At 66.0% G+C, this 20,860-nt stretch carries 20 protein-coding genes; 12 read left to right on the top strand and 8 right to left on the bottom strand.

Annotated elements, in window-relative coordinates; genetic code table 11:
- From GV161_RS14635 to GV161_RS14615, 5 genes are all read left to right on the top strand, one after another.
- The gene (locus GV161_RS14635; RefSeq protein ID WP_152016385.1) at positions 1 to 405 is read left to right on the top strand and encodes a DUF4150 domain-containing protein; all 405 of its coding nucleotides are present in this window, start codon (positions 1 to 3) and stop codon (positions 403 to 405) included.
- Between the two features lie 38 nt (positions 406 to 443).
- The gene (locus tag GV161_RS14630) at positions 444 to 1,937 is read left to right on the top strand and encodes a DUF3540 domain-containing protein (RefSeq protein ID WP_152016384.1); all 1,494 of its coding nucleotides are present in this window, start codon (positions 444 to 446) and stop codon (positions 1,935 to 1,937) included.
- A gap of 95 nt (positions 1,938 to 2,032) precedes the next feature.
- Positions 2,033 to 2,599: a DUF3540 domain-containing protein gene (locus GV161_RS14625; RefSeq protein ID WP_159650312.1), complete on the top strand. Its 567-nt coding sequence runs from the start codon at positions 2,033 to 2,035 to the stop codon at positions 2,597 to 2,599.
- Complete coding sequence (locus tag GV161_RS14620; RefSeq protein ID WP_152016382.1) at positions 2,596 to 4,380, top strand: tetratricopeptide repeat protein; 1,785 nt, start codon at positions 2,596 to 2,598, stop codon at positions 4,378 to 4,380. Before GV161_RS14625 ends, GV161_RS14620 begins: the two co-directional genes overlap by 4 nt.
- A complete protein-coding gene (locus GV161_RS14615; RefSeq protein WP_152016381.1) occupies positions 4,377 to 5,162 on the top strand; it encodes a transglutaminase domain-containing protein in 786 nt (261 codons plus the stop codon). The genes GV161_RS14620 and GV161_RS14615 overlap by 4 nt, the downstream gene beginning before the upstream one ends.
- Before the next feature lie 396 nt (positions 5,163 to 5,558).
- Here the strand turns inward: GV161_RS14615 and GV161_RS14610 are convergent, their stop codons facing one another.
- Positions 5,559 to 6,572, bottom strand: coding sequence for an amino acid ABC transporter substrate-binding protein (locus GV161_RS14610; RefSeq protein WP_152016380.1), 1,014 nt, complete (start codon positions 6,570 to 6,572; stop codon positions 5,559 to 5,561).
- A gap of 267 nt (positions 6,573 to 6,839) precedes the next feature.
- Here GV161_RS14610 and GV161_RS14605 point away from each other — a divergent pair, with 267 nt between their 5' ends.
- From GV161_RS14605 to GV161_RS14580, 6 genes are read left to right on the top strand one after another with little or no spacing between them, the layout of a single operon-like run.
- The gene (locus GV161_RS14605; protein ID WP_201303031.1) at positions 6,840 to 7,466 is read left to right on the top strand and encodes a glutathione S-transferase family protein; all 627 of its coding nucleotides are present in this window, start codon (positions 6,840 to 6,842) and stop codon (positions 7,464 to 7,466) included.
- A complete protein-coding gene (locus GV161_RS14600) occupies positions 7,459 to 8,679 on the top strand; it encodes a CaiB/BaiF CoA-transferase family protein (RefSeq protein ID WP_152016379.1) in 1,221 nt (406 codons plus the stop codon). Before GV161_RS14605 ends, GV161_RS14600 begins: the two co-directional genes overlap by 8 nt.
- Positions 8,676 to 9,290 (top strand): carboxymuconolactone decarboxylase family protein, encoded by a 615-nt coding sequence (locus GV161_RS14595; protein WP_152016378.1) that lies wholly within the window; start codon positions 8,676 to 8,678, stop codon positions 9,288 to 9,290. Before GV161_RS14600 ends, GV161_RS14595 begins: the two co-directional genes overlap by 4 nt.
- On the top strand, positions 9,181 to 10,158 hold the full coding sequence (locus GV161_RS14590; protein WP_152016377.1) for an amidohydrolase family protein: 978 nt from the start codon (positions 9,181 to 9,183) through the stop codon (positions 10,156 to 10,158). The genes GV161_RS14595 and GV161_RS14590 overlap by 110 nt, the downstream gene beginning before the upstream one ends.
- A 36-nt stretch (positions 10,159 to 10,194) precedes the next feature.
- A complete protein-coding gene (locus GV161_RS14585) occupies positions 10,195 to 10,971 on the top strand; it encodes an enoyl-CoA hydratase/isomerase family protein (RefSeq protein WP_152016376.1) in 777 nt (258 codons plus the stop codon).
- A complete protein-coding gene (locus GV161_RS14580; protein ID WP_152016375.1) occupies positions 10,972 to 11,751 on the top strand; it encodes an enoyl-CoA hydratase-related protein in 780 nt (259 codons plus the stop codon). It abuts the gene before it with no gap.
- Positions 11,752 to 11,754: 3 nt separating this feature from the next.
- Here GV161_RS14580 and GV161_RS14575 read toward each other — a convergent pair whose 3' ends face one another.
- Positions 11,755 to 12,504 (bottom strand): GntR family transcriptional regulator, encoded by a 750-nt coding sequence (locus GV161_RS14575; protein WP_152016374.1) that lies wholly within the window; start codon positions 12,502 to 12,504, stop codon positions 11,755 to 11,757.
- A 176-nt stretch (positions 12,505 to 12,680) separates the two neighbouring features.
- Between GV161_RS14575 and GV161_RS14570 the strand changes: the two genes are divergently transcribed.
- On the top strand, positions 12,681 to 14,135 hold the full coding sequence (locus GV161_RS14570) for an aromatic amino acid ammonia-lyase (protein ID WP_159650311.1): 1,455 nt from the start codon (positions 12,681 to 12,683) through the stop codon (positions 14,133 to 14,135).
- 123 nt (positions 14,136 to 14,258) lie between these two features.
- Here the strand turns inward: GV161_RS14570 and ltaE are convergent, their stop codons facing one another.
- From ltaE to ntrB, 6 genes are all read right to left on the bottom strand, one after another.
- The gene (gene ltaE / locus GV161_RS14565; protein WP_152016372.1) at positions 14,259 to 15,305 is read right to left on the bottom strand and encodes a low-specificity L-threonine aldolase; all 1,047 of its coding nucleotides are present in this window, start codon (positions 15,303 to 15,305) and stop codon (positions 14,259 to 14,261) included.
- A 94-nt stretch (positions 15,306 to 15,399) separates the two neighbouring features.
- On the bottom strand, positions 15,400 to 15,537 hold the full coding sequence (locus tag GV161_RS14560) for a hypothetical protein (protein WP_159650310.1): 138 nt from the start codon (positions 15,535 to 15,537) through the stop codon (positions 15,400 to 15,402).
- 190 nt (positions 15,538 to 15,727) lie between these two features.
- On the bottom strand, positions 15,728 to 17,311 hold the full coding sequence (locus GV161_RS14555; protein WP_152016371.1) for a sulfite reductase subunit alpha: 1,584 nt from the start codon (positions 17,309 to 17,311) through the stop codon (positions 15,728 to 15,730).
- The gene (locus GV161_RS14550; RefSeq protein ID WP_152016370.1) at positions 17,308 to 19,104 is read right to left on the bottom strand and encodes a NirA family protein; all 1,797 of its coding nucleotides are present in this window, start codon (positions 19,102 to 19,104) and stop codon (positions 17,308 to 17,310) included. Before GV161_RS14550 ends, GV161_RS14555 begins: the two co-directional genes overlap by 4 nt.
- Before the next feature lie 11 nt (positions 19,105 to 19,115).
- Positions 19,116 to 19,907, bottom strand: coding sequence for an ABC transporter ATP-binding protein (locus GV161_RS14545; protein WP_152016369.1), 792 nt, complete (start codon positions 19,905 to 19,907; stop codon positions 19,116 to 19,118).
- A gap of 12 nt (positions 19,908 to 19,919) precedes the next feature.
- On the bottom strand, positions 19,920 to 20,828 hold the full coding sequence (ntrB, locus tag GV161_RS14540) for a nitrate ABC transporter permease (protein WP_152016368.1): 909 nt from the start codon (positions 20,826 to 20,828) through the stop codon (positions 19,920 to 19,922).
- Positions 20,829 to 20,860 lie beyond the last annotated feature (32 nt).

The following is a 20,860-nucleotide window of genomic DNA, read 5'->3' as shown; positions in this document are numbered from 1 at the left end:
ATGGTCTTCGTCAACTCCTCGGGACCGATCCCGGCCGTCGACTTCGCCTTCCCCGACGTCTGCCTGACGCCGGCCGTCGTGCCGATCCCCGTGCCTTATCCAAACCTCGCGCTCGCACCGACGGCGATCCCGACGCAGCTCACCACCTTCCTGACCTGCATGCCGGCCCACAACCTCCTGACCACCAAGCCGATGAGCCTCGGCGACCAGCCCGGCGTCCTGCTCGGCGTGGCCTCGGGCTTCGTCATGGGGCCGGTGAAGCACGCGATGGGCTCGGTCACGATGTTCCTCGGCGGCCCTCCGGCCACGAAGATGCTCAACCCGACCATGCAGAACGGCATGAGCCCGAACATCGTCGGCATCACGCTCGCCCCCAGTCAGGTCACCACGATCTGCCTGTCCTGAGACAACGGCCGCATTTCTGATCCCACGGGAGAGCACCGATGATGCCCGCCGCTACCGCCCTGATCCCGCCCACCGGCCCCGTGCCGGCGCTGCGCCCCGCGATGGTGGTCGCCCGCACCGGCGACCGGCTGCTGCTCCGGAGCGAGGCCGGCGAGGTCGCGGCTTGCGTCGCCCTCTCCTGCCCGCTCGCGCCGCATGTGGGCGACCAGGTTCTCGCCTGGACCGGTGGCGAAGAATGGCACATCCTCGCCGTGCTGGCGCGCGCAGCACAATCGGCCGCGCAGGTCGAGCCGGAAGTTATGGACAGCGCGATCTGCGGCGAGGCGAAGCCGTTGCCGCTGGTGCCGCACTACGAGGACGCTTCGGTCACCGAAGGCGAGGCCGCAGCCGGCCGGCCTTATACCCGCATCGACGTGCCGTTGAAGCCTGATGAATTCGGCAGTGGCACGTATCTGCGGCTCGGCGCCTATGTCGAGGGCGAGGAGGGCTCGATGATGCCCGACCTCGCGCTGTCGAAGAGCACCGCCTCGAACACGACCAAGACCGAACCGAGCCCGGACCTGTCGCTGGCCGCGCTGCTCAGCGGCAAGAACCCCTTCGTCACCATGGCCGAGACGGCCAACGAGGCCAAGGCGAGCGACGCGACCAACGCCGATGGCAGCTTCAAGCAGGGCTATTTGAAGCGCGGCGACAAGTTCGTGAAGAACAAGGCCGGCCAGATGGAGCTGCTGACCATCTCGACCAAGGCCAAGACGACCACCTCCTCCGGCGACGGCTTCCTCGGCAAGACCGATTCAGACGTCAACCTCTCCGTCGGCGGCGGCATGCTGGTCGACATCGTCAAGGGCCAGACCACCAACGTCTCGGACGGCGACATCAAGTTCACGGCGCCGGCCGGCGTCTTCGCCGTCAACGCGCTCTCCGGCGTCTCGATCACCGCCGGCACGCCCGACGCGCCGGCCAACATCTCCCTGCTCGCCTATGGCTATGTGAAGAACGAAGCCAAGGGGCCTCTGTCGGAGTGGCTCTACTCGACCTCCGAGAAGAAAACCTACGGCACCGCCAAGGAATGGTTCTACGGCGAGAAGTACACGGAGTTCCACGGCTACGAGGAGAAGAAGTTCTTCGGCGTGTCGACTAGCTATTTCCTCGGCGACCAGATCTCGACCAACCTCGCCGCGCGCATCAACATGACGCTGGCGGCGACGCTGACGCTCGCCATGGGCGTGGAGTTCCGCCTCAATGCCGCGATCGATCTCAAAATCAATCTCGCCATCGACATGAACATCATCATAGGCATCGCCTTCAAGGCCGTCGTCGGCTTCGATACGAAGGCGGTGCTCGGCTCGGACTTCAAATACGTCAACGGCCTGGATTTCAAATGGGTCGGCATCGACGGCAAGAAATTCGGCCTGGAAGTGAAGAACGCCGACATGAGCGCCTATCTCAAGGCGGTCACGTTGGGGAAAAGCACGGTCGAGATCGGCGGCAAGGATGTCGATGTCAAAACCGGCTTCCTCTTCAGATCATGAGCCAATCCTTGCACAGCCCCTTTGCCATAGCTGAAGCCTCGGCGGACGCGAATTCCGCGCCTTTCCGTGAGACGGATCGGCTGAATTCCGCGCGCGTGCTCGCGGTCACCGGGGAGCGTTTCCTGGTGCAGGACGAGGCGGGGACGCGCGAGGCCTCGCGTGCCGTCTCCTGCCTGATCCAGCCGCAGGCCGAGGATGAGGTGCTGGTCGCCACAGCCGCCCGGCGCATCTTCATTGTGGCGGTCCTGACCCGCGCCGGCCTCGGCGACGCGGCACTTACCTTGCCCGACCGGGCGGCGAGCCTTTCCATCGAGGCACCGAGCATCACTCTCAACGCCGCGGCCCGGCTCGGGCTCGAAGCGCCGGAAGTTGCCGTGACCAGCCGGCGCTTCCATCTGGTCACCGACGTGCTGACGCAAATCTCGCGGCTGGCGTCCGTGGTCGGCGACGCCCTGACGACCGTCGTCGGGCGCCAGTCGACCGTGGCGCAGCGCATCGAGGTGACCTCGCAGGAACGAAACACCGCGATCGCCGGCATCGACAGCGAGCGCATCGGCACGCATCTCTCGCAGACCGAGCTCACCACGGTCAGCGCCACCGTCGAGACGCACCTGGCCCGCGACGATATCCGCCTCGACGCCAAGCGCGTGACGATCGGATGAGCGCGGTCGCAGCAACCACCAGCCACGCCACCAGAGTGCGCGCTGGATTGAAGCGCTTGTCCGAAGGCCGCACCGACGAGGCCGAGGCGATCCTGCGCGAGGCGCTGGCGGCCCGGCCGGACGATCCCTGGGTGCTGAACGGACTCGGCGGCATAGCACTGCTGAAGCGCGATACGGCAATGGCGGAAAAGCTGATCGGCGCCGCCGCAGAGCTTCTGCCGGGCGAACCCGAAATCCTCGCCAATCTCGCCGCCCTGCACACCGAATGCGGGCGCCTCGACGACGCCGAACTCTGTCTCGACGAAGCGGCCCGCCTCGCCCCTCGCCATGCAGGCATCCGGGAACGCCGCGCCGAGCTTCTCCTGGCACAGCGGCGCCCCGAGGATGCCGCCGCCGAGGCCCAGCATGCGCTGGAATGCGATCCTGGGCGGCCACGTGCCTGGCTTCTGCGCGGCCTTTGCGCACTTGCCGCCTCGGATCGGCCGCTCGCCATCGCCTGCTTCGAGGAGGCCGTCGCCCTCGATGAAGCCTGCATCGAAGCCTGGCACAACCTCGCGGAAGCCCATGCCTCGCTCGGCGACGAGGCAGTCGCGATCGACTGCGCCGAGCGGGCCTATCTCTGCGCTCCGTCAAACCCGACGCATGTCGTCAGCCTGGCGCGGCTCCTCGGCGCCCGCGACCCCGGCCGTTCAGGCGAGCTGATCCGGCGTGCGCGGGCCCTCGCCCCCGGCTACCTGCCCGCGCTGGAGCTGCAGGCGCTGGCCGCGTCAGACGATGCAACGGCACGACCGGCCTTTGCCGCACTGGCAGCAGCGGCGCGCGAAAGTGGGCCGGGGAGCGGCCCTGCTCTGCTCGCGCTGGCGCGGGCGCTGGCTGGCGTGGGACGCTTTGCCGAAGCGCTGCTTGCGAGCGAGCGTGCGGCGGCAATGCAGCTTCCCGAGGCCCGTCCGCTCCGGCATGCCTGCCTGTTCGCACTTGGCCGCTTCAAGGAGGCTTATCGCGAGCTCCCGGAACCGCGCCAGGCAATCGATGCGGTGCTCATCCCACCCGACATGCCGCTTGGCGAAGTCGTCTTCGCGCTGCGCCTGCTGCCGGCGCTAAGCGCGCAAGCGGGCCGAGAGTTACCGCTGCTGGCGCCGCCGGCTCTGCATCCGCTACTCGCACCGCTCGCATCCGTCCAGACGGAGGCCAATAGCACCGCCTTCTCGCAACCGCTCGTGCTCGCGGAGGCGATGGCACATCTGCGAGCCGATGCTGGCATGCTCGCCATGCCAGCGCCCTATCTTGCGGTCGATCTGGACCGCGTCCGACTCTGGCATGAGGCGTTACGGGCACTTCCTGGCCCGCGCATCGGCATCGTCTGGTCGGCCCACCTCCCCGGAATGGGGCTGGAGGACCTCCTGGCCGCCGCCGAGCCATTCGGCACGGTGGTGAGCCTGGCGATCGGCGCAGCGCGGAACGAGCTCGCCCGTGCGCCCGATGTCATCGATGCCGGCCATCGCATCGTCGGGCCGGAAGACCTTGCCGCCGCCATCGCCGCGCTCGACCTGGTGCTGGCGCCGGATTGCCTTGCCCTGCATCTCGCCGGCGCGCTCGGCCGGCCCGGCATCGCGCTGCTGCCACGCGCGCCGCACTGGATCTGGCAGGAAGAGGCCGAGCGGGCGAGTTTCTATCCGTCACTGACGCCGTACCGGGCGAAACCAATGTCGGATACGGCCGCCTCCCGCGCGGAACTCGAGCAGCTCTTGCGCATGCATCTCGCCGCCGAAACGGAAGCATGACGTCGGAAACTCGCCCGCCAGCCGAGCAAGTGCAGCTGACTCTCGATCTCGTCTACGCCTTCGATCAGCCGGCGCATCATCTCGATATCGAGCTTCGGGTACGGCCGTTGCTCGCCGCCGGGGCCGGTCTCCCGCCCATCAGTCTCGCCAGCGAGCCGGAAGCCCGTTTCGAACCGCCGGAAGTCGACAGAAACGGCGTCATCGTCGACAGGCTGACGCTCGCCGGACCGGTCTCCCGCCTGCGCCTCAATGCCAGCTTCGATCATCCCGTCGATCCTGATGCGGCCTTGCCTGCTCCCGCTCCGACTGCAGGCGATCTTGCGCTGGAAGGACTGGCGGATGTGACAGGCTCCACGCCTTGGCCGCAGATCCTGGCCCGTCTCCGCGACAGCTGGCGCTACAGCGACGATCCGCGCGCCCAGCCACAGACTCTGCGGGAGATCGCGCAGCGACGGACAGGCTCCTGCGAAGCGATCGCGCGCCTATCGGCCGAGGTCATCCGCGCTAGGTGCATCCCAGTCCGCTTCGTCGGCGGCTATCGCCTTGCCGGCCCACACAGCGATACGCGCCTGGTTCGGCGCCACGCCTGGATCGCGATCTGGGAGGGAGCGCAATGGCGCATGCTCGACCCGCTCGCACCGTCTGGAACAGGACATCCCCTGATCCCGACGGCATTCGCCAGCAGGCTGCCGGAAATTGCGGCTGTTCAAGGCAGTTTCAAGGGCGCTTGCGCGCCCAAGCTGACTGTCTCGGCTCACGTCAAACGATATACTGCAGATTGAAAGTGACTTTTTCACCGCGACTGCTATCGAATGTCAGGCTCCATCCAACCGGCCAACCTCCGCTCTTTGCGCGGTGCGGCCTTGAGCCAGCTGACACGATTTCTGCCTTGATCGACACCGTGCAGGTCTGTCACTGCTCGGCTGGCGTCATGTGCAACAATCCGAGCGCGATCGCGACCGCCGATAGCCCCCGCTCACGATAAGGGCGGCACTGATCCCCGACCCCGCATGGGCATAAAAGTCCAAACACCGATCAGCCGGCTCGCTCTAGAACCGGATAACCTGTTGAGGCTCCACACCTAGATCTTCGCCCATGCGACATCGCGGAGACCCGGAAGGCGTCGCCGCAAGCGGTCACATAGGTCGCACGGAGCTTCGGGGAGCGGCTCCGCCCTGTCAGCGGATCGGCGGAGCATATTGCAGGCCGCCCTTCGACCAGAGATTGTTGGCGCCGCGCGGGATGCCCAGCGGCGACGCCGGCCCGAGATACTTCTCATAGCTCTCGCCGTAGTTTCCAACCTGCTTGACGATCCGGTAGGCCCAGTCCTTGGTCAGCCCCAGGCCCTCGCCGAGATTGCCGTCGACGCCGAGGAAGCGCTTGATCTCCGGATTGGTCGATTTCGATTGCTCGTCGACATTGCCCGCGGTGAGGCCCATCTCCTCGGCATTGACCATCGCGTAATGTGCCCAGCGGACGATGTTCGCCCAGGCTTCATCGCCGCGGCGAACAGCCGGGCCGAGCGGTTCCTTCGAGATGAGCTCGGGCAGGATCACGAAATCCTGTCCATTGGCGACCTTCAGGCGATAGGCATAGAGCGCCGACGCATCGGTGGTGAAGACGTCGCAGCGGCCGGCCTCGAAGGCCTTGATGGCCTCGTCGCCCGAGGCGAAGCTGACCGGCTCGTATTTCAGCCCGTTCTTCAGGAAGAAGTCGGCGATGTTCAGTTCGGTCGTGGTACCGCCCTGGACGCAAACCGTCGCGCCGCCGAGGTCCTTCGCCGATTTGATCCCAAGCGATTTTTTGACCATCAGCGCCTGACCGTCGAAATAGGTGATCGCCGAGAAAGACAGGCCAAGCGTCGTATCGCGGGACAGCGACCAGGTTGTCTGGCGCGAGAGCACATCGACTTCGCCGGATTGAACGACCGCGAAGCGATCTTTCGGATTGAGCGAGATGTATTTGACTTTCTTGGCGTCGTTCAGGACCGCCGCGGCAACGGCACGGCACAGATCGATGTCGAGCCCGCCCCATTGCCCCTGCGCATTCGGCAGCGAGAAGCCGGGAACGCCCGGACTCGTCCCGCAGATCAGCTCGCCGCGCTCCTTGACCTTCTCGAGCGTGCCGGCTTGCGCTGCCGCAGCCGAAACCAGAACCGCCGCCGCCCCGAAAACAAACTGCAATGTCTTCATTGTCCCCTCCCGGTCATTTTTAAAAAGGCCATAAGACTAGCCTATTGACGATAAACGCCATCGTCAACCACGCTCCCGGTCCGGATTCCGCTGGAGGTCACGCCCGGCGCGCGGCAAATTCAGACAGCATCGCGCCTTCATCAGCAGCCTTGCTGCAAACGCTCGCGTGGATTTCCGCCACAGCCACGCTCGACAGGCACGTTCCGGATTGTTATAGGTCATAAAACTGATTTATTGAGACAATGCCTGCGAAGCCGGGAGCGTCCTATGGGCGATATGACACTTCACTGGTCGCCTCGATCCCCCTTCGTGCGGAAGGTGATGGTGGCTGCGCATGAGCTGGGGCTGACCGATCGGCTGACATTGCGGCGCACCGTCGCGCAGATGACGAAGCCGAACCCGGACCTGCTGCCCGACAATCCGCTCAGCAAGATTCCGACGCTGGTTCTGGCCGACGGCTCAGCACTGATCGATTCCGGCCTGATCTGCGAATATCTCGATTCACTGGCCGGCGGCGGCGTCATCATTCCCGCCAAAGGACCTGAGCGTTGGGCCGAGCTCAGCCGGCACGCACTCGCGACCGGGCTCCTCGACCTGCTCATCCTCTGGCGCAACGAGCGCAACAAGCCCCCGGAGAAGCAGACGGCGGAGTGGCTGTCGAGTTTCGCCACCAAGGCATCGACTTGCCTCGCACGCTTTGAAATCGAGGCCGGCCCGATTGCGCCAGGGCCGCTTCCCCTGTCTGGTATCGCGCTCGGCTGTTGCCTGTCCTATCTTGATTTCCGCTTCGCGGATCTCGATTGGCGGACGAGCCGCCCCAGGCTCGCGCGATGGCATGGCGAATTTCGCCAGCGCCCTTCCGCCATCGCGACCGAGATCAAGAACGATGGCTGATATCCCGCGCCGCGGCCCCCTCAGCCATGTCCGCGTCCTCGATCTCAGCCGCATCATGGCCGGCCCATGGGCGACCCAGATCCTGGCTGATCTCGGCGCCGACGTCATCAAGGTCGAGCGCCCGGAGGCTGGCGACGATACGCGCGCCTGGGGCCCGCCCTTCCTCAAGGACGAGGCTGGAAATCCGACCAGCGAGGCCGGCTACTATCTTTCGGTCAACCGCGGAAAGCGCTCGATCACCGTCGATATCACCAGTGCCAAAGGGCAGGACGTCGTCCGGCGGCTGGCGGCCTCGAGCGATATCGTGGTCGAGAACTACAAGGTCGGGACACTGAAGCGCTATGGCCTCGACTACGAGGCGCTCAAGGCGATCAATCCGCGCCTGATCTTTGCCTCGGTGACGGGCTTCGGCCAAAGCGGCCCTCGCAAATCAGCCGCGGCCTATGATTTCGCGATCCAAGCCCTGGGCGGCCTGATGAGCATCACCGGCGAGCGCGAGGGCATGCCGGGTGCCGGCCCCCAGAAGGTCGGCGTTCCCATCGTCGACATCATGACCGGCATGTACACTGTGGTCGGCGTGCTCGCCGCACTGGTCAGGCGCAACGAAACCGGCAAGGGCGACAATATCGATCTTGCCATGCTGGACGTGCAGACCGGCTTCCTCGCCAACCAGGCGATGAACTGGCTGGTCTCCGGTCGCGCCCCGGTCCGCGGCGGCAATCGTCACCCCAATATCCAGCCGCAGGACGTCTTCCCTTGCGCGGACGGTTTCATCGTCCTGGCGGTCGGCAATGACGGACAGTTCGCCAAGCTCTGCGAGGCCTTGGGAGAGCCGCAATGGGCACGCGATGCGCGCTTCGCCACCAATCCGGCACGCGTGACAAATCACAGCCTGCTCGACCCGTTGCTGCGGGCGGCCTTCGGCCGTTTCAACCGTGACGCGCTCATCGCCGCGCTCGATGCCGTCGGCGTTCCCTGCGCGCCGATCAACACGGTGCCGGAGGTGTTCGATGACCCGCAGGTCAAGCACCGCGGCATGCTGCGCCACTTGCCTCACCCGCTGGCCGGCAAGGTTCCGCAGGTGGTCAGCCCGCTGAACTTCGAGAACGAGCCGCTCTCGTTCGAGCGCGCGCCGCCCTTGCTCGGGGAGCATACCGACGAGATTCTCCGTGAGATCGGCCTGGCCGAACAAGCTCGATGGAAGACAGAATGAAGCGTCTCCACCTCCCGACCGTCGACGAACTGACGTCAGATCAGCGCAAGGTCTATGACGAGGTCGTCTCCGGGCCGCGCGGGCGGCTGATCGGGCCGCTACGCGCGGTCATCCACAGCCCGGAACTCGCCACGCGGTGGTCGCGCCTCGGCGAATTCCTGCGTTTCGCAACGCTCCTGCCGCCAAGGCTCAACGAACTCGCCATCATCGTCGTCGGACGCCACTGGAACAGCCAGCTGGAATTCTACATCCATGCGGAGGCGGCGAAGGTCGCCGGTCTGGGTGCCGCCTGCATCGAGGCTATCCGGCTGGGCGAAGCGCCGGTCTTCGTCGAAGCTGACGAGCACGAGGTCTACGAATACACCCGCCTGCTCCTCCAGACCGGCACCGTTCCCGACGACGTGCATGCCGCGATCGTCGAGCGATGGGGCCCGCGCGGCGCCGTCGAACTCACTGGCGTGATCGGGTACTACACGATGGTGTCGATGACGCTGAACGCGCATGCGATCCCGCTGCCTGACGAAGCGACTCCGCCTCTCCCCAACTTGCAGGACGGGCCGACACGTCTGCCCGCCTCCTCGCAGGTGGCCAAGGACATCTGCCGTGACTGAAACGGTCGCTCCGAGATCGCACCGCGCGCCCAGCTGGACGCTGCCTGCAGGGGCCGCCGACTGCCACGCGCATGTCTTTGGACCCTATGAGCGTTTCCCGGTGTCGCATCAGATGCACTACGCGGCGCCTCTGGCTCCGGCGGCAGCCCATTGCGGCATGCTGGAGCGCGTCGGCCTGACCCATGGCGTCCTCGTGCAGCCCGGTGCCTATGGCGAAGACTCTTCGGCGGTCATCGATGCGTTGGCGCAGAGCAAAGGGCGCCTGCGAGGCATCGCCGCCGCGAGCGAGCGGGTTCCGCAGGCCGAACTCGATGCCTGGCATACAGCGGGCGTCCGCGGCTTGCGCTTCAATGACATGACGGTGCCCGGTGGAACCGGCCCTTTTCCCGGCTCGGTCGGCACCGATGCTCTCGCCGCGATGGCTCCCGGCATGCGGGCGAGTGGCTGGCATGCGGAGGTCTGGGCAGGAATAGACCGGCATGTCGCGAATCTGCCGCTCTATCGCGCTAGCGGCGTTCCGATCGTGCTGGACCACATGGCCGGCCTCCAACTCGCACGCGGGCTTGGCGATCCGTCGTTCAGGGCGATCCTGGAGGCGCTGCGGGAAGGTTGGCTCTGGATCAAGCTCGCGTTGTGCCGCTGCTCGCAGGATTTCCCGGATTATGCCGATGCCCGGCGGTTCCACGATGCATTGGTCGCGGCGAACCCCGAGCGGATGATCTGGGGTTCCGATTGGCCACATCTTCGATTGGCAGAGCGGGCCCCCGATGTGGGGCATCTGCTCGACCTGTTCGCCGAATGGGTTCCGGACGTGGGGCTGCGCCAATGCATCCTCGTCGACAATCCCCGCCAGCTCTACCGCTTCTGATACCAGCCCGAGACCGGGTGCAATACGGAGTTTCTGATGGCGAGCGCGTTTGAATGTCTAACAGTCGGTGTCAGCGATTTCGTCGCGACGGTGACGATCGACCGGCCGCCGGTCAACGCGCAGAGCCGCCAGTTCAGGGAAGAGATCGTCGCCGTCTTCGACAGCCTCAGCGATCGCGCTGACGTGCGGGCAATCGTGCTGACGGGCGCGGGGAAAACCTTCTCGGCAGGGGCCGACCTGAAGGAGCGACCCGGACTAGCGCGGGAGCCGGGCGCCTATCCCCGCCATAACCGGCTGGTGCGCGCATCCTTCGATACGGTGATGGAATGCTCCAAGCCCGTCATCGCCGCAGTCAATGGTGCAGCGATCGGCGCCGGCTGCGTGCTCGCTTTGTGCTGCGACATCATTCTCGTGGCGGAGGAGGCTTTCTTTGCGATGACCGAGGTCGATGTCGGGCTGGCCGGCGGCGTCAGCCATGTCAGGCGGTTCTTCCGGGAATCCGATGCCAGAATGCTGATCTACACCGCGCGGCGGGTGCGCGGCTCGGAGCTCTACCGGATGGGCGTCGCCTCGGACTGCGTGCCGGCCGAGCGCCTGCTCGAACTGGCGCAGGAGATCGCGCGCGAGATCGCCTCGAAGAGCCCTTCGGCGGTCCAGGCCGCGAAGCGATCGTTCAACGTCACCGAGGGCCTCGAACTGCGCGACGGCTATCGCTTCGAGCAGTCGCAGACCGTGGCGCTGGCCTCCTCCGAGGATACCAAGGAGGCGCAACGCGCTTTTGCCGAGAAGCGCAAGCCGGTCTTCGGCGGCTAGATGGACTCGCCCGAACCTGTCGCCCTGCATCATGATTCCGACGGCGTCGCGGTCATCACGCTGAACCGCCCTCAGCGCCGCAATGCTCTGAACCTCGATGCCAAGGGGCGCATCGCCGACGCCATCCTGCGGCTCGAAGCCGATACGAGCGTGCGCGTCATCGTCCTGACCGGTGCCGGCGGCTACTTCATCGCCGGCACGGATATCGCCGAGATGGAGCCGATGAGCCCCACCCGGCATCAGGCGCTCGCGACCGACCGGATGTTCACGGTGCTGCGCCGTTGCCCGAAGATCCTGATCGCGGCAGTCGAGGGCTATGCCCTGGGTGGCGGCTGCGAGACGGCGCTCTGCTGCGACATGATCGTCGCCGGCGAAGGCGCGCGCTTCGGTCAGCCGGAAATCCGTGTCGGCATCATGCCCGGCGCCGGCGGCACCCAGCGCCTGCTGCGCACCATCGGCAAATACCGCACCATGAAGCTCGCTCTGACGGGAGAGCCGTTGACCGCGACCGAGGCTTTCCAAGCAGGCCTGCTCTCGGAGATCGTACCTGATGGCAGCACCCTCGACCGCGCCCTGGCGATCGCCAGGGTGGTGGCTTCGATGCCGCCACTCTCCGTGCTGGCGATCAAGGAAGCCGTGCAGCTCGGACAGGACGTGCCGCTGGAAACGGCCCTCGCGCTGGAACGCAAGGCCTTCGTCCAGTTGTTCGACACGCAGGATCAAAAGGAAGGAATGCGGGCCTTTCTGGAGAAGCGCACGCCTCGATTCAAAGGAAACTGAGGCCTATCGCAGCTTGACGTCGAACTTGACGACATCCCCGCGGTAAATGCCCTTCGCGTCGAGCACGAGCGTGCCGTCCTGATCCAGGGCCTGCCGATGGACGAAGGCAACAGGAGAATCGAGCGAAATCCCGAGCGCCTCGCTCGTCTCGATATCCGCCGTGCCGATGGTCAGGGTCTGGCGCGCATCAGCGATCTCGATGCCCTCGACTTCGGAGATCAGACGCAGGGCCGTCTTCGATTCGAGATCGCGCTGGGTGATGCGGTCGCGAAGCCGCTCGTCGATATGGAGATCCGCCAGAAGGAAAGGCTGCCCATGCCGCCAGTGACGGCGCCGGACATGCCGGTAGGCCGGGGCGAGCGTTCCGATCTGGTCTTCGAAGGCATGCAAGGTTCTATCGGGCTCGTCATGGAGGATCTCGATCGTCGCGTCGTAGCTGGGGCGCAGCAAGCCGGACCAATCCGTGCCCACCGCGCACCACAAATTCTCCGCCGGCCGCCGACGCACGAATGTGCCGCGCGCCCGATAGCGTTCGATCAGCTGCTCGTCCTCGAGCAGGTCGAGAGCCTGACGGATCGTCGCCCGCGCCACGCCGCATTCGGTGGCGAGTTCGTCGACAGTCGGGATTTGCGCCCCCACCTGCCATTGCCCCGCCTCGATCCGGCGCCGGAACAGCGTGGCGAGCTGATGATAGCGGGAAATGCCGGACCGTTTGAAATCCAACGGCTTCGACGAAACGCTGCGGACGATCATGCGGCTCCCAATCAGACCTGCGACAACCGGCAGGCTACCGCAATGGTCGTCGGTTGACGAGCCGCAGGCTCGCCATTAATTCAATGAACTAGGTTATTGTCCTTTTACCGATCATGCTGACGCCATCTGCGTACGCTCGATCGCGGATTTTCGCCAAGCCGCTGGGCCAGATCATCATGCAGAACATCGTCGCCATCTCCGGCCGAGACCTGACCCCGGCGGGAATCGTCCAGGTCGCCCGGTCCGGAGCGAAGGTCGTGCTCACACGCGAAGCCATCGAACGCATCGGCGACGCCCGCGAGGTCGTCGACGAGGTCGTCCGCAAGGGCGAGAAGATCTACGGTGTCACCAGCAGCGTCGGGGCCAAGACCGGCACGATGCTGGCGCCGGACCGGATTCCCGAATTCAACCGCCGCCTGCTCCTGACGCATAATATGGGGCACGGCCCCCTCGCCTCGCACGAGACGGTCCGGGCGATGATGATCGTTCTGCTCAACAGCATGGCGACCGGCTATCTCGGCGTCAGGCCGGTCATGGCCGACAGGCTGGTCGAGGCCCTGAACACGGATCGCCGGATCGATGTCCACCTCTGGGGCTCCATGGGCCAAAGCGACATGTCGCCCATCGCCGACCTGGCGCTGGAATTGTACAAGGATCATGAATTCGCGGCCGGTGAGGCGCTTGCCCTCCTGAACTCCAGTGCGCTGTCGATCGGCACGGCAGCACTCGCCTTCCACGACCTCGAGCGCATGCTCGATTTCGCCACGCTGGCCGGCGCCTTCAGCATGGAGGGGTTTGCCGCCAATCCGTCGATCGTTTCGGAAGCGGCGCTGAGCTCTCGTCCCTTCGACGGCGTGCTGCGCCATGGTCGCGCGATCCGGAACTACCTGGCCGGAAGCTATCTGACGCAACCGGGAGGACCGCGCCACCTCCAGGACCCGCTGAGCTTCCGTTCGCTGCCGCTGATCCACGGGAACGCCGCCGACAGCCTCGGCTTCGCAGGCAGGCAGCTTTCCATCGAACTGAGTGCGAGCCAGAACAACCCGGTCGTGGCGATCGAGCAGCGCCAATTGGTCTCCGTCGCCAATTTCGACATGGTCGCGCTCGCGATGACGCTCGACATCGCCCGGCTCGCGCTGGTGCCCGTGGTGACCAGTTCGACCGAACGGCTGGCCAAACAGGCCGATTCATTCTGGTCGGGCTTGAGCGTCGGCCTGGTCGAGGAGGACGGCGTCGGCTTGCCGGGCTTCAACGGCCTGGCGCAGTTTCACAAGTCGATCACCTCGGAGGCGCGGCTTCTCGGCGCGCCGGTGGTGAATGAGCTCGCGAGTTCAAGCCATTCGAACGGCAATCTCGATCGGGCGAGCATGGCGGGGCTCGCGGCGCGCCGGACGGCGGAGATGGCTACGCTCTGCCTCTCGATCTTCGGTATGGAATTGATGGTGGCGGCCCAGGCCGTCGAGATGCGGAAAGCCAAGCCACTCGGCGCAGTAACACATGAGCTCTTGGCGTTCGTCAGGCGCGCTATTCCATACGCAGGCGCCGGGGAACGTGTGCCTCACGCAGGACAACTGATCGACCATCTTGTTGCGAATGATGCCGAAATCGACAGCCTGATTAGGATGGCCTAACTCCTCGCGCATCCATTTCCTGCACGTCTATGCCTCGGATCATCGGGTTGAACTGGTAAGAGCTGCACTCGACCTGAACTTGCCCTGAGTGCCATGTCCGCTTTCCGGTATTCATCGGCGCAGTCAGGCCCGCGCCTCCGATCCTGCGGGCGCGTCGTGCTTGTTGAAGAAGCTCTCACAGGCTTCGGCGACGCGCGCGACGGAGGCGTCGTCGACATCGAGATGGGCCACCCAGCGCAGCGTCCCGTATCGGCCGCTAACGCCGATGCCGCGGCGGCGCAGGAACGCGGCGAAGGCGACGGTGTCGAGCGTCTTCGGCGTCATGAACACCATGTTCGTGCGGGCTTGCCCGGCGCCGAGCTCCGGGAAACGCGCCAGCGCCTCCGCCAGGGCTTCCGCGCGCCGGTGATCCTCGCCAAGCCGAGAGACATTGTGCTCCAGCGCATAGATCGCGGCTGCGGCGATCACGCCGGTCTGGCGCATGCCGCCGCCGAGCATCTTGCGGATCCGGCGGGTCTTTTCGATGAACTCCTTTGGGCCGACCAGGATGGAACCGATCGGTGCGCCCAAGCCCTTCGACAGGCAGAGCGAGACGGTATCGAACCGCCTGGCGATCCACGCTGCATCGCGGTTGCTCGCCGCGGCCGCGTTCATCAGCCGGGCGCCATCGAGATGGGTGGCAAGGCCATGTGAGCGGGCGAGCGTGGTCGCAGCCTCCAGATAGGCATCGGGCAGGACCAGGCCGTTGAACGTGTTCTCCAGCGCCAGCAGCCGCGTGATCGCGAAATGGAAATCGTTCGGCTTGATCGCGTTGGCGATGGCGTCGAGCGCGATCGTTCCGTCCGGCTCGTTGGGCAAGGGTTGCGGCTGGATCGAGCCCAGCACGGCCGCGCCACCGCCTTCGAGCCGATAGGTATGGGCCATCTGGCCGACGAGATATTCCTCGCCGCGGCCGCAATGGGCCATCAGCGCGGCGAGATTGGCCTGCGTGCCGGTCGGAAAGAAGAGCCCGGCCTCCTTGCCCAGTCGCTCGGCGGTCAGCGCTTCCAGCCGCTTGGTGGTCGGGCAATCGTCGTAGACGGCATCGCCGACCTCGGCGGCTGCCATGGCTGCCCGCATGCCCTCGCCAGGGCGCGTCACCGTATCCGAACGGAAGTCATCCACGATCATCGATCAAGTCCTCATTGGACGCGCCTTACCCCATCAAGGGCTCACCGGGTCCATCGGCAAAGGTCGTAAGCTCAGCATTCCGGCAGGTTGACGGCTAGGCCGCCGAGGCTGGTTTCCTTGAACCTAAGCCGTCGAGACGCAGAAGGTGGCTGCACTGGAGATCCTCAAGCTGCTCCGCGGCCGCGTCGAAATCGAACTCGGCCGGCGTCCAGCCGAGCAGGCCCAGCGCCACGGCACGATCCGCGGCGCCGCGACTTCATACCCGCGGCAACGACGACCTTTTCAACGGTATCGGCGCGAGACCGCCGCGAGGCAAGCAGGGAAATACGGCAGCGAATTGCCCCGCAGGATCGCCCTGTCGCCGTTACCTGGTGACCGAACAATGCAAGGGGCCGCACTGAATTCCAGTGCAACGCGAAGCTCTAGTAGACATCCGCCTGATAGCGACCTGCCTTCTTCAGCGCCGCGACATAGGCGACAGCCTCGTCGACCGAGCGGCTGCCGTGCTCGGCGACGACGTCGACCATCGCACGCTCGACATCCTTGGCCATGCGCTTGGCATCGCCGCAGACATAGAAGTGGGCGCCTTGTTCCAGCCAGGCGAAGAGCTCGGAGCCGCGCTCGCGCATGCGATCCTGGACGTAGATCTTGTCCTTGCCGTCGCGCGACCAGGCCAGCGTCAGACCGGTGAGCACACCCTCTTCCTTCAGCGTGTTGAGCTCGTCTTCGTAGAAGAAGTCCGAGGCCCGGCGCTGATGGCCGAAGAACAGCCAGTTCTTGCCATTAGCGCCAGTCGCCTTGCGATCATGCAGAAAGGCGCGGAACGGGGCCACGCCGGTTCCGGGGCCGCACATGATCACGGGTGTCGCCGGATCGGCCGGCAGCCCGAAGCCATGGGCGCGCTGGACATAGACCCGCACCTTGTCGCCGGGCTGGACGCGCTCGCCGAGGAAGGTCGAGGCGACGCCCCAGCGCGGCCTCGAGCCGATCTTGTAGCGCACCGTGTCGACCGTCAGCGAAATCCGGCCGGGCGTGGCGTTGAAGGACGATGAGATCGAATAGAGCCGCGGTTGCAGCGGGTCGAGCGCCTCGACGAAGGCCTCTGCCGAGAGCCGCGCTTGCGAGAACTTGTGCAGAGTTCCGAGCACGTCGAGCCGGTCGAGATCGCCATCGGGATCCTCGCCCGCGGCGAGACGTTTCGCCTTCTGCCGGGTCTCGCCCCCAGTGACGTAGGAGATCAGTTGGAACAGTGCATCCGGCGCCGGCCCGAGTGCGCAATCGGCCAATAGCTTGTCGCGCAGGCTCTTGCCGGCGAGATCGGCGTCAGGCCGCGCACCCAGCAGCGCGATCACCGCGTCGACGAGGCGCGGATCATTTTGCGCGACGATGCCGAAGGCGTCGCCGACGATATAGTCGAGGCCGCTTTCGGAGAGGTCGAACTCGACATGCCAGGTCTCCTTCTCGGAGCCCTCGCCGTTGAGCTTGCGCCGCGACAGGAAGGTCGCGAGCGCCGGGTTCTCGCGGCAGCGACCGATCGGGCCGAGGTCGACGGCGGGCGCGGCCTCGGCGGTCACGGCCGGGGCGGTAGCGCCCGGTGCTTCCATCAGCGATTTGAGCTGGCGCAGCGTCTCCTTGCCGCCGGGCGCGCAGAGATTGAGCCGCCCCTCGGCACCCGAGGCGATTGCGGCGGAATAGGTCTCGCAGACATAGCCGCATTGCCCGCAATCCTGCTGCGCCATGGCGGCGTAGAGCTTGCGGGGCAACGGCTTGCCTTCGGCCAGCGTCATGCGGTCGGCGATCGCCATGGCGGGATCGTGCCAGGGGGCGCCGTCGTCAGTCTCACCCATCACGGCGGCATTTTCGGCCGGCGACAGCGCGGTGACGCCGGCATTGTCGAGCGAGAGCAGGCCGGCGAAGAAGCCGTTGAGCCAGGAGCGCTGCTCCTCGCTGAAGGGCGCGGTCTCGGGCAGCACCTGGACGAGCGGGTTCGGTGTCTGCACGGTCATGCGGCCTCTCCCGTTTGCGCGACGAGTGCCTGCAGCGCTGCGATGTCGTGGCGGCGGGCGAATGCGACGAAGCTCTCGTCGGGCGTCGCGCGGTGGACCTGCCAGGTGCGCAGGATCGCCTCGACGAGCGCCGGCGCCTCCTCGGCCTTCACCTTCTCGCGGAAGGGCCGGGCCATGCCGCCATCGACGCCATAGCCGCCGCCGACAAGGAGGTCGTAGCCCGGCACCGTATCGCCCTCCTCGTCGACCGGCACCTTGGCGCCGATCAGGCCGAGATCGCCGATATAGTGCTGGGCGCAGGAATGGTGGCAGCCGGTCAGATGGATGTTGACCGGCTGATCCAGCGTGATGCGCGGCTCGCAATGAGCGGCGATGGCGAGCGCATCCTCCTTGGTATGGGCGGCGGCGAACTTGCAGCCGGTCGCGCCGGTGCAGGCGATCAGCCCGGCGCGAAGGATGGAGGTTTCGGCGGAGAGGCCGGTTGCCTTCAGGTTCGCGATGACGTCGTCGACCTTGCCGTCCGGCACGCCGGAGATCAGCAGGTTTTGCCAGACGGTCAGGCGGATATCGCCGTCGCCGCATTGCTGTGAAATGGCTGCGATGGTCCGCATCTGCTGGGCGGTGAGCTTGCCGACCGGCAGGGCGACGCCGACCCAGTTCAAGCCGGCTTGAGACTGCCTGTGCACGCCGATATGGGCGAGCCGGTCATAGGCCGGCCGCGGCCTGACGAAGGCGCCGTCGAGCCGGACCAGCCGGCGGCCGAGCTTCTCCTCGACGGCGGCGAGGAACTTGTCGAAGCCCCAGGCATCGAGGACGTATTTGAGCCGTGACTTGTTGCGGTCGGTGCGATCGCCATTGGCGATGAAGACGCGGACGATCGCATCGGCGACCGCAATCGCATCGGACGGTGCAACGATCACCCCGGTGTCGCGGGCGAGATCCTTGTGGCCGGTGATGCCACCGAGCGCGAGGCGATACCAGATGCCGGGCTCGACAGCTTTGCCCTCGAAGGTTGCGCCCTCCGCGACTTCGATCGCCTGGAAGCCGATATCGTTGGTGTCTTCCAGCGTCGCGATCGAGCCGGCGCCGTCGAAGGCGACGTTGAACTTGCGCGGCAGCCCATAGAGCGAGCGGTCGTTGAGGATGTGATGATGCCAGGCGCGGGCATGCGGGCGGGTGTCTAGCAGCTCGAGCGGGTCGATGCCGGCCGTCGCCGATCCCGTGACGTTGCGGATATTATCGGCGCCGGAGCCTTTCGCCGTCAGGCCGAGATCGGCAAGGCCTTCCAGCAGCAGCGGGGCGTTTTCGGCGACGATCTCGCGGATCTGGAGGTTGGCGCGGGTGGTGACATGGCTGTAGCCGCCGCCGAGGCTCTCGGCGATGTCGGCGACCCCGGCAAACTGCCAGGCCTTGAGGATGCCGTTGGGAATGCGCAGCCGGCACATATAGCTGTTCTGCGCCGGCGCCACATAGAACAGGCCGTGATAGCGCCAGCGGAAGTTGTCCTCAGGCTTGGGATAGCTGCCGGCCTCAGCCTGTTGCCTGAAGCGGGCATAGGCGTCGAAAGGATGCTCGGCGGCCTTCCACTTCTCCTGATCGACGAGCTTGCCACCAGTGGCGACCGTCCTGGCCTGCGCCTCGGCATGTTCCCTGTCGGGACCATCAGGCTTGGCCGGAGCGCTGCCCGGCGCGCCGCCGAGCGGGGCAAGGCCGCGCGCCGTTCGGGCCGACTGCATGCCGCTCATGAAGCCTTCGAGGTAGCGCTTCTGGTCGGGTGTGAAATCGTCGCTCATGGCCGGTGCCGTCACGCCGCCTCGACGAAGCGATGGCGCTCGTAGAGGAACTTCAACACCGCCTCGCGCGCGGCGATGTAGGTGCGGTCGGTGACCAGCTCCAGCCGCTTGCGCGGGCGGGCGAGGCGCACGTCGAGCACCTCGCCGATGCGGGCCGAAGGGCCGTTGGTCAGCATCACGATCCGGTCCGAGAGCAGCACGGCCTCGTCGACGTCGTGGGTGATCATGATCATGGTGTTGCCGAGCGCCGCATGGATCTGCATCACCGAGTCCTGCAGGTGGGCGCGGGTCAAAGCGTCGAGCGCGCCGAAAGGCTCGTCGAGCAGCAGGATCTTGGGTTCCATCGCAAGGCCGCGCGCAATGCCGACGCGCTGCTTCATGCCGCCGGAGATTTCGCCCGGCCGCTTGTCCCTGGCATGGCCCATCTGGACGAGATCGAGATTGTGCATGATCCAGTCATGCCGCTGCGCCCGGCTCTTCACCCTGCCGAAGACCTTGTTCACAGCGAGCGCGACATTGTCATAGACGGTGAGCCAGGGCAGCAGCGAGTGGTTCTGGAAGACCACGGCACGATCCGGCCCCGGCGCGTTGACCTCCTTGCCTTCGAGCAGGATGCAGCCGGTCGTCGCGGGGGTGAGCCCGGCGACGATGTTGAGCAGGGTCGACTTGCCGCAGCCGGAATGGCCGATGATCGAGACGAACTCGCCCTTGTCGATGACGAGGCTGACGTCCTTGAGCACTTCCGTGGTGGCGGCGCCGCGCTGGAAGCGTTTGTCGACGTGGTCGATCTTCAGATAGCTCATCGCTTCGTCCCCTCAGTTGGTCGCGGTGCCGCGGGTGACGACATGGCCGATGAGAGCGACGAGGCGGTCGAGCAGAAAGCCGACCACGCCGATATAGACCAGTGCCACGATGATGTCGGAGAGGCGTGACGAGTTCCACGCATCCCAGATGAAGAAGCCGATGCCGACGCCGCCGGTCAGCATCTCGGCGGCGACGATGGCGAGCCAGGACAGGCCGACGCCGATCCTGAGGCCGGTGAAGATGTAGGGCGCCGCAGAGGGCACCATCACCTTGAAGAAGAACTCGATCTGGTTCAGCCGCAGCACCTTGGCGACGTTGCGATAATCCTGCGGGATGTTGCGGATGCCGACGGCCGTATTGATGATCACCGGCCAGATCGCGGTGATGAAGATTACGAAGATCGCCGAGGGCTGGCTGTCGCGGAAGGCGGCGAGCGAGAGCGGCAGCCAGGCGAGCGGCGGCACCGTGCGCAGCACCTGGAAGACCGGATCGAGCCCACGCGTCGCCCAGATCGACTGGCCGACCAGGGCCCCGAGCAGCACGCCGACGATCGCCGCCAGGCTGAAGCCGATCGCGACACGCTGCAGGGAGACCAGGATGCGCCAGCCCAGCCCGATATCCTGCGAGCCCGCCCAGTAGAACGGCTCGGTGATCAGGTCCTTGGCCTCTTCCCAGATCTTGGTCGGCGGCGGCAGCGAGGATTGCGGACCGGACGCGGCGATCTGCCAGAACAGCAGGATCAGCGCGATGGTGATCAGCGGCGGCACCATGTTGACGACCGCGCCCTTCGCCAGGGGCGCGAGTCTGGCCGCGATGGACTTCGAGGGACCGGCCGGCAAGGGCAGGACTTCCGACGGCTTTCCCGGGAGCGAAACGATCGCCGCGCCCGCGATCGCGTCTTTCAAGACAGGCTGACCCATGTTCCAGTCTCTCCTCTGACCGAGCTCTTCCG

Source organism: Bosea sp. 29B, from assembly GCF_902506165.1.
In the GTDB taxonomy this organism is placed as follows: Bacteria; Pseudomonadota; Alphaproteobacteria; order Rhizobiales; family Beijerinckiaceae; genus Allobosea.
Note: the sequence above shows the minus strand (reverse complement) of the source record. Positions and strands in the feature narration are given on the sequence as shown.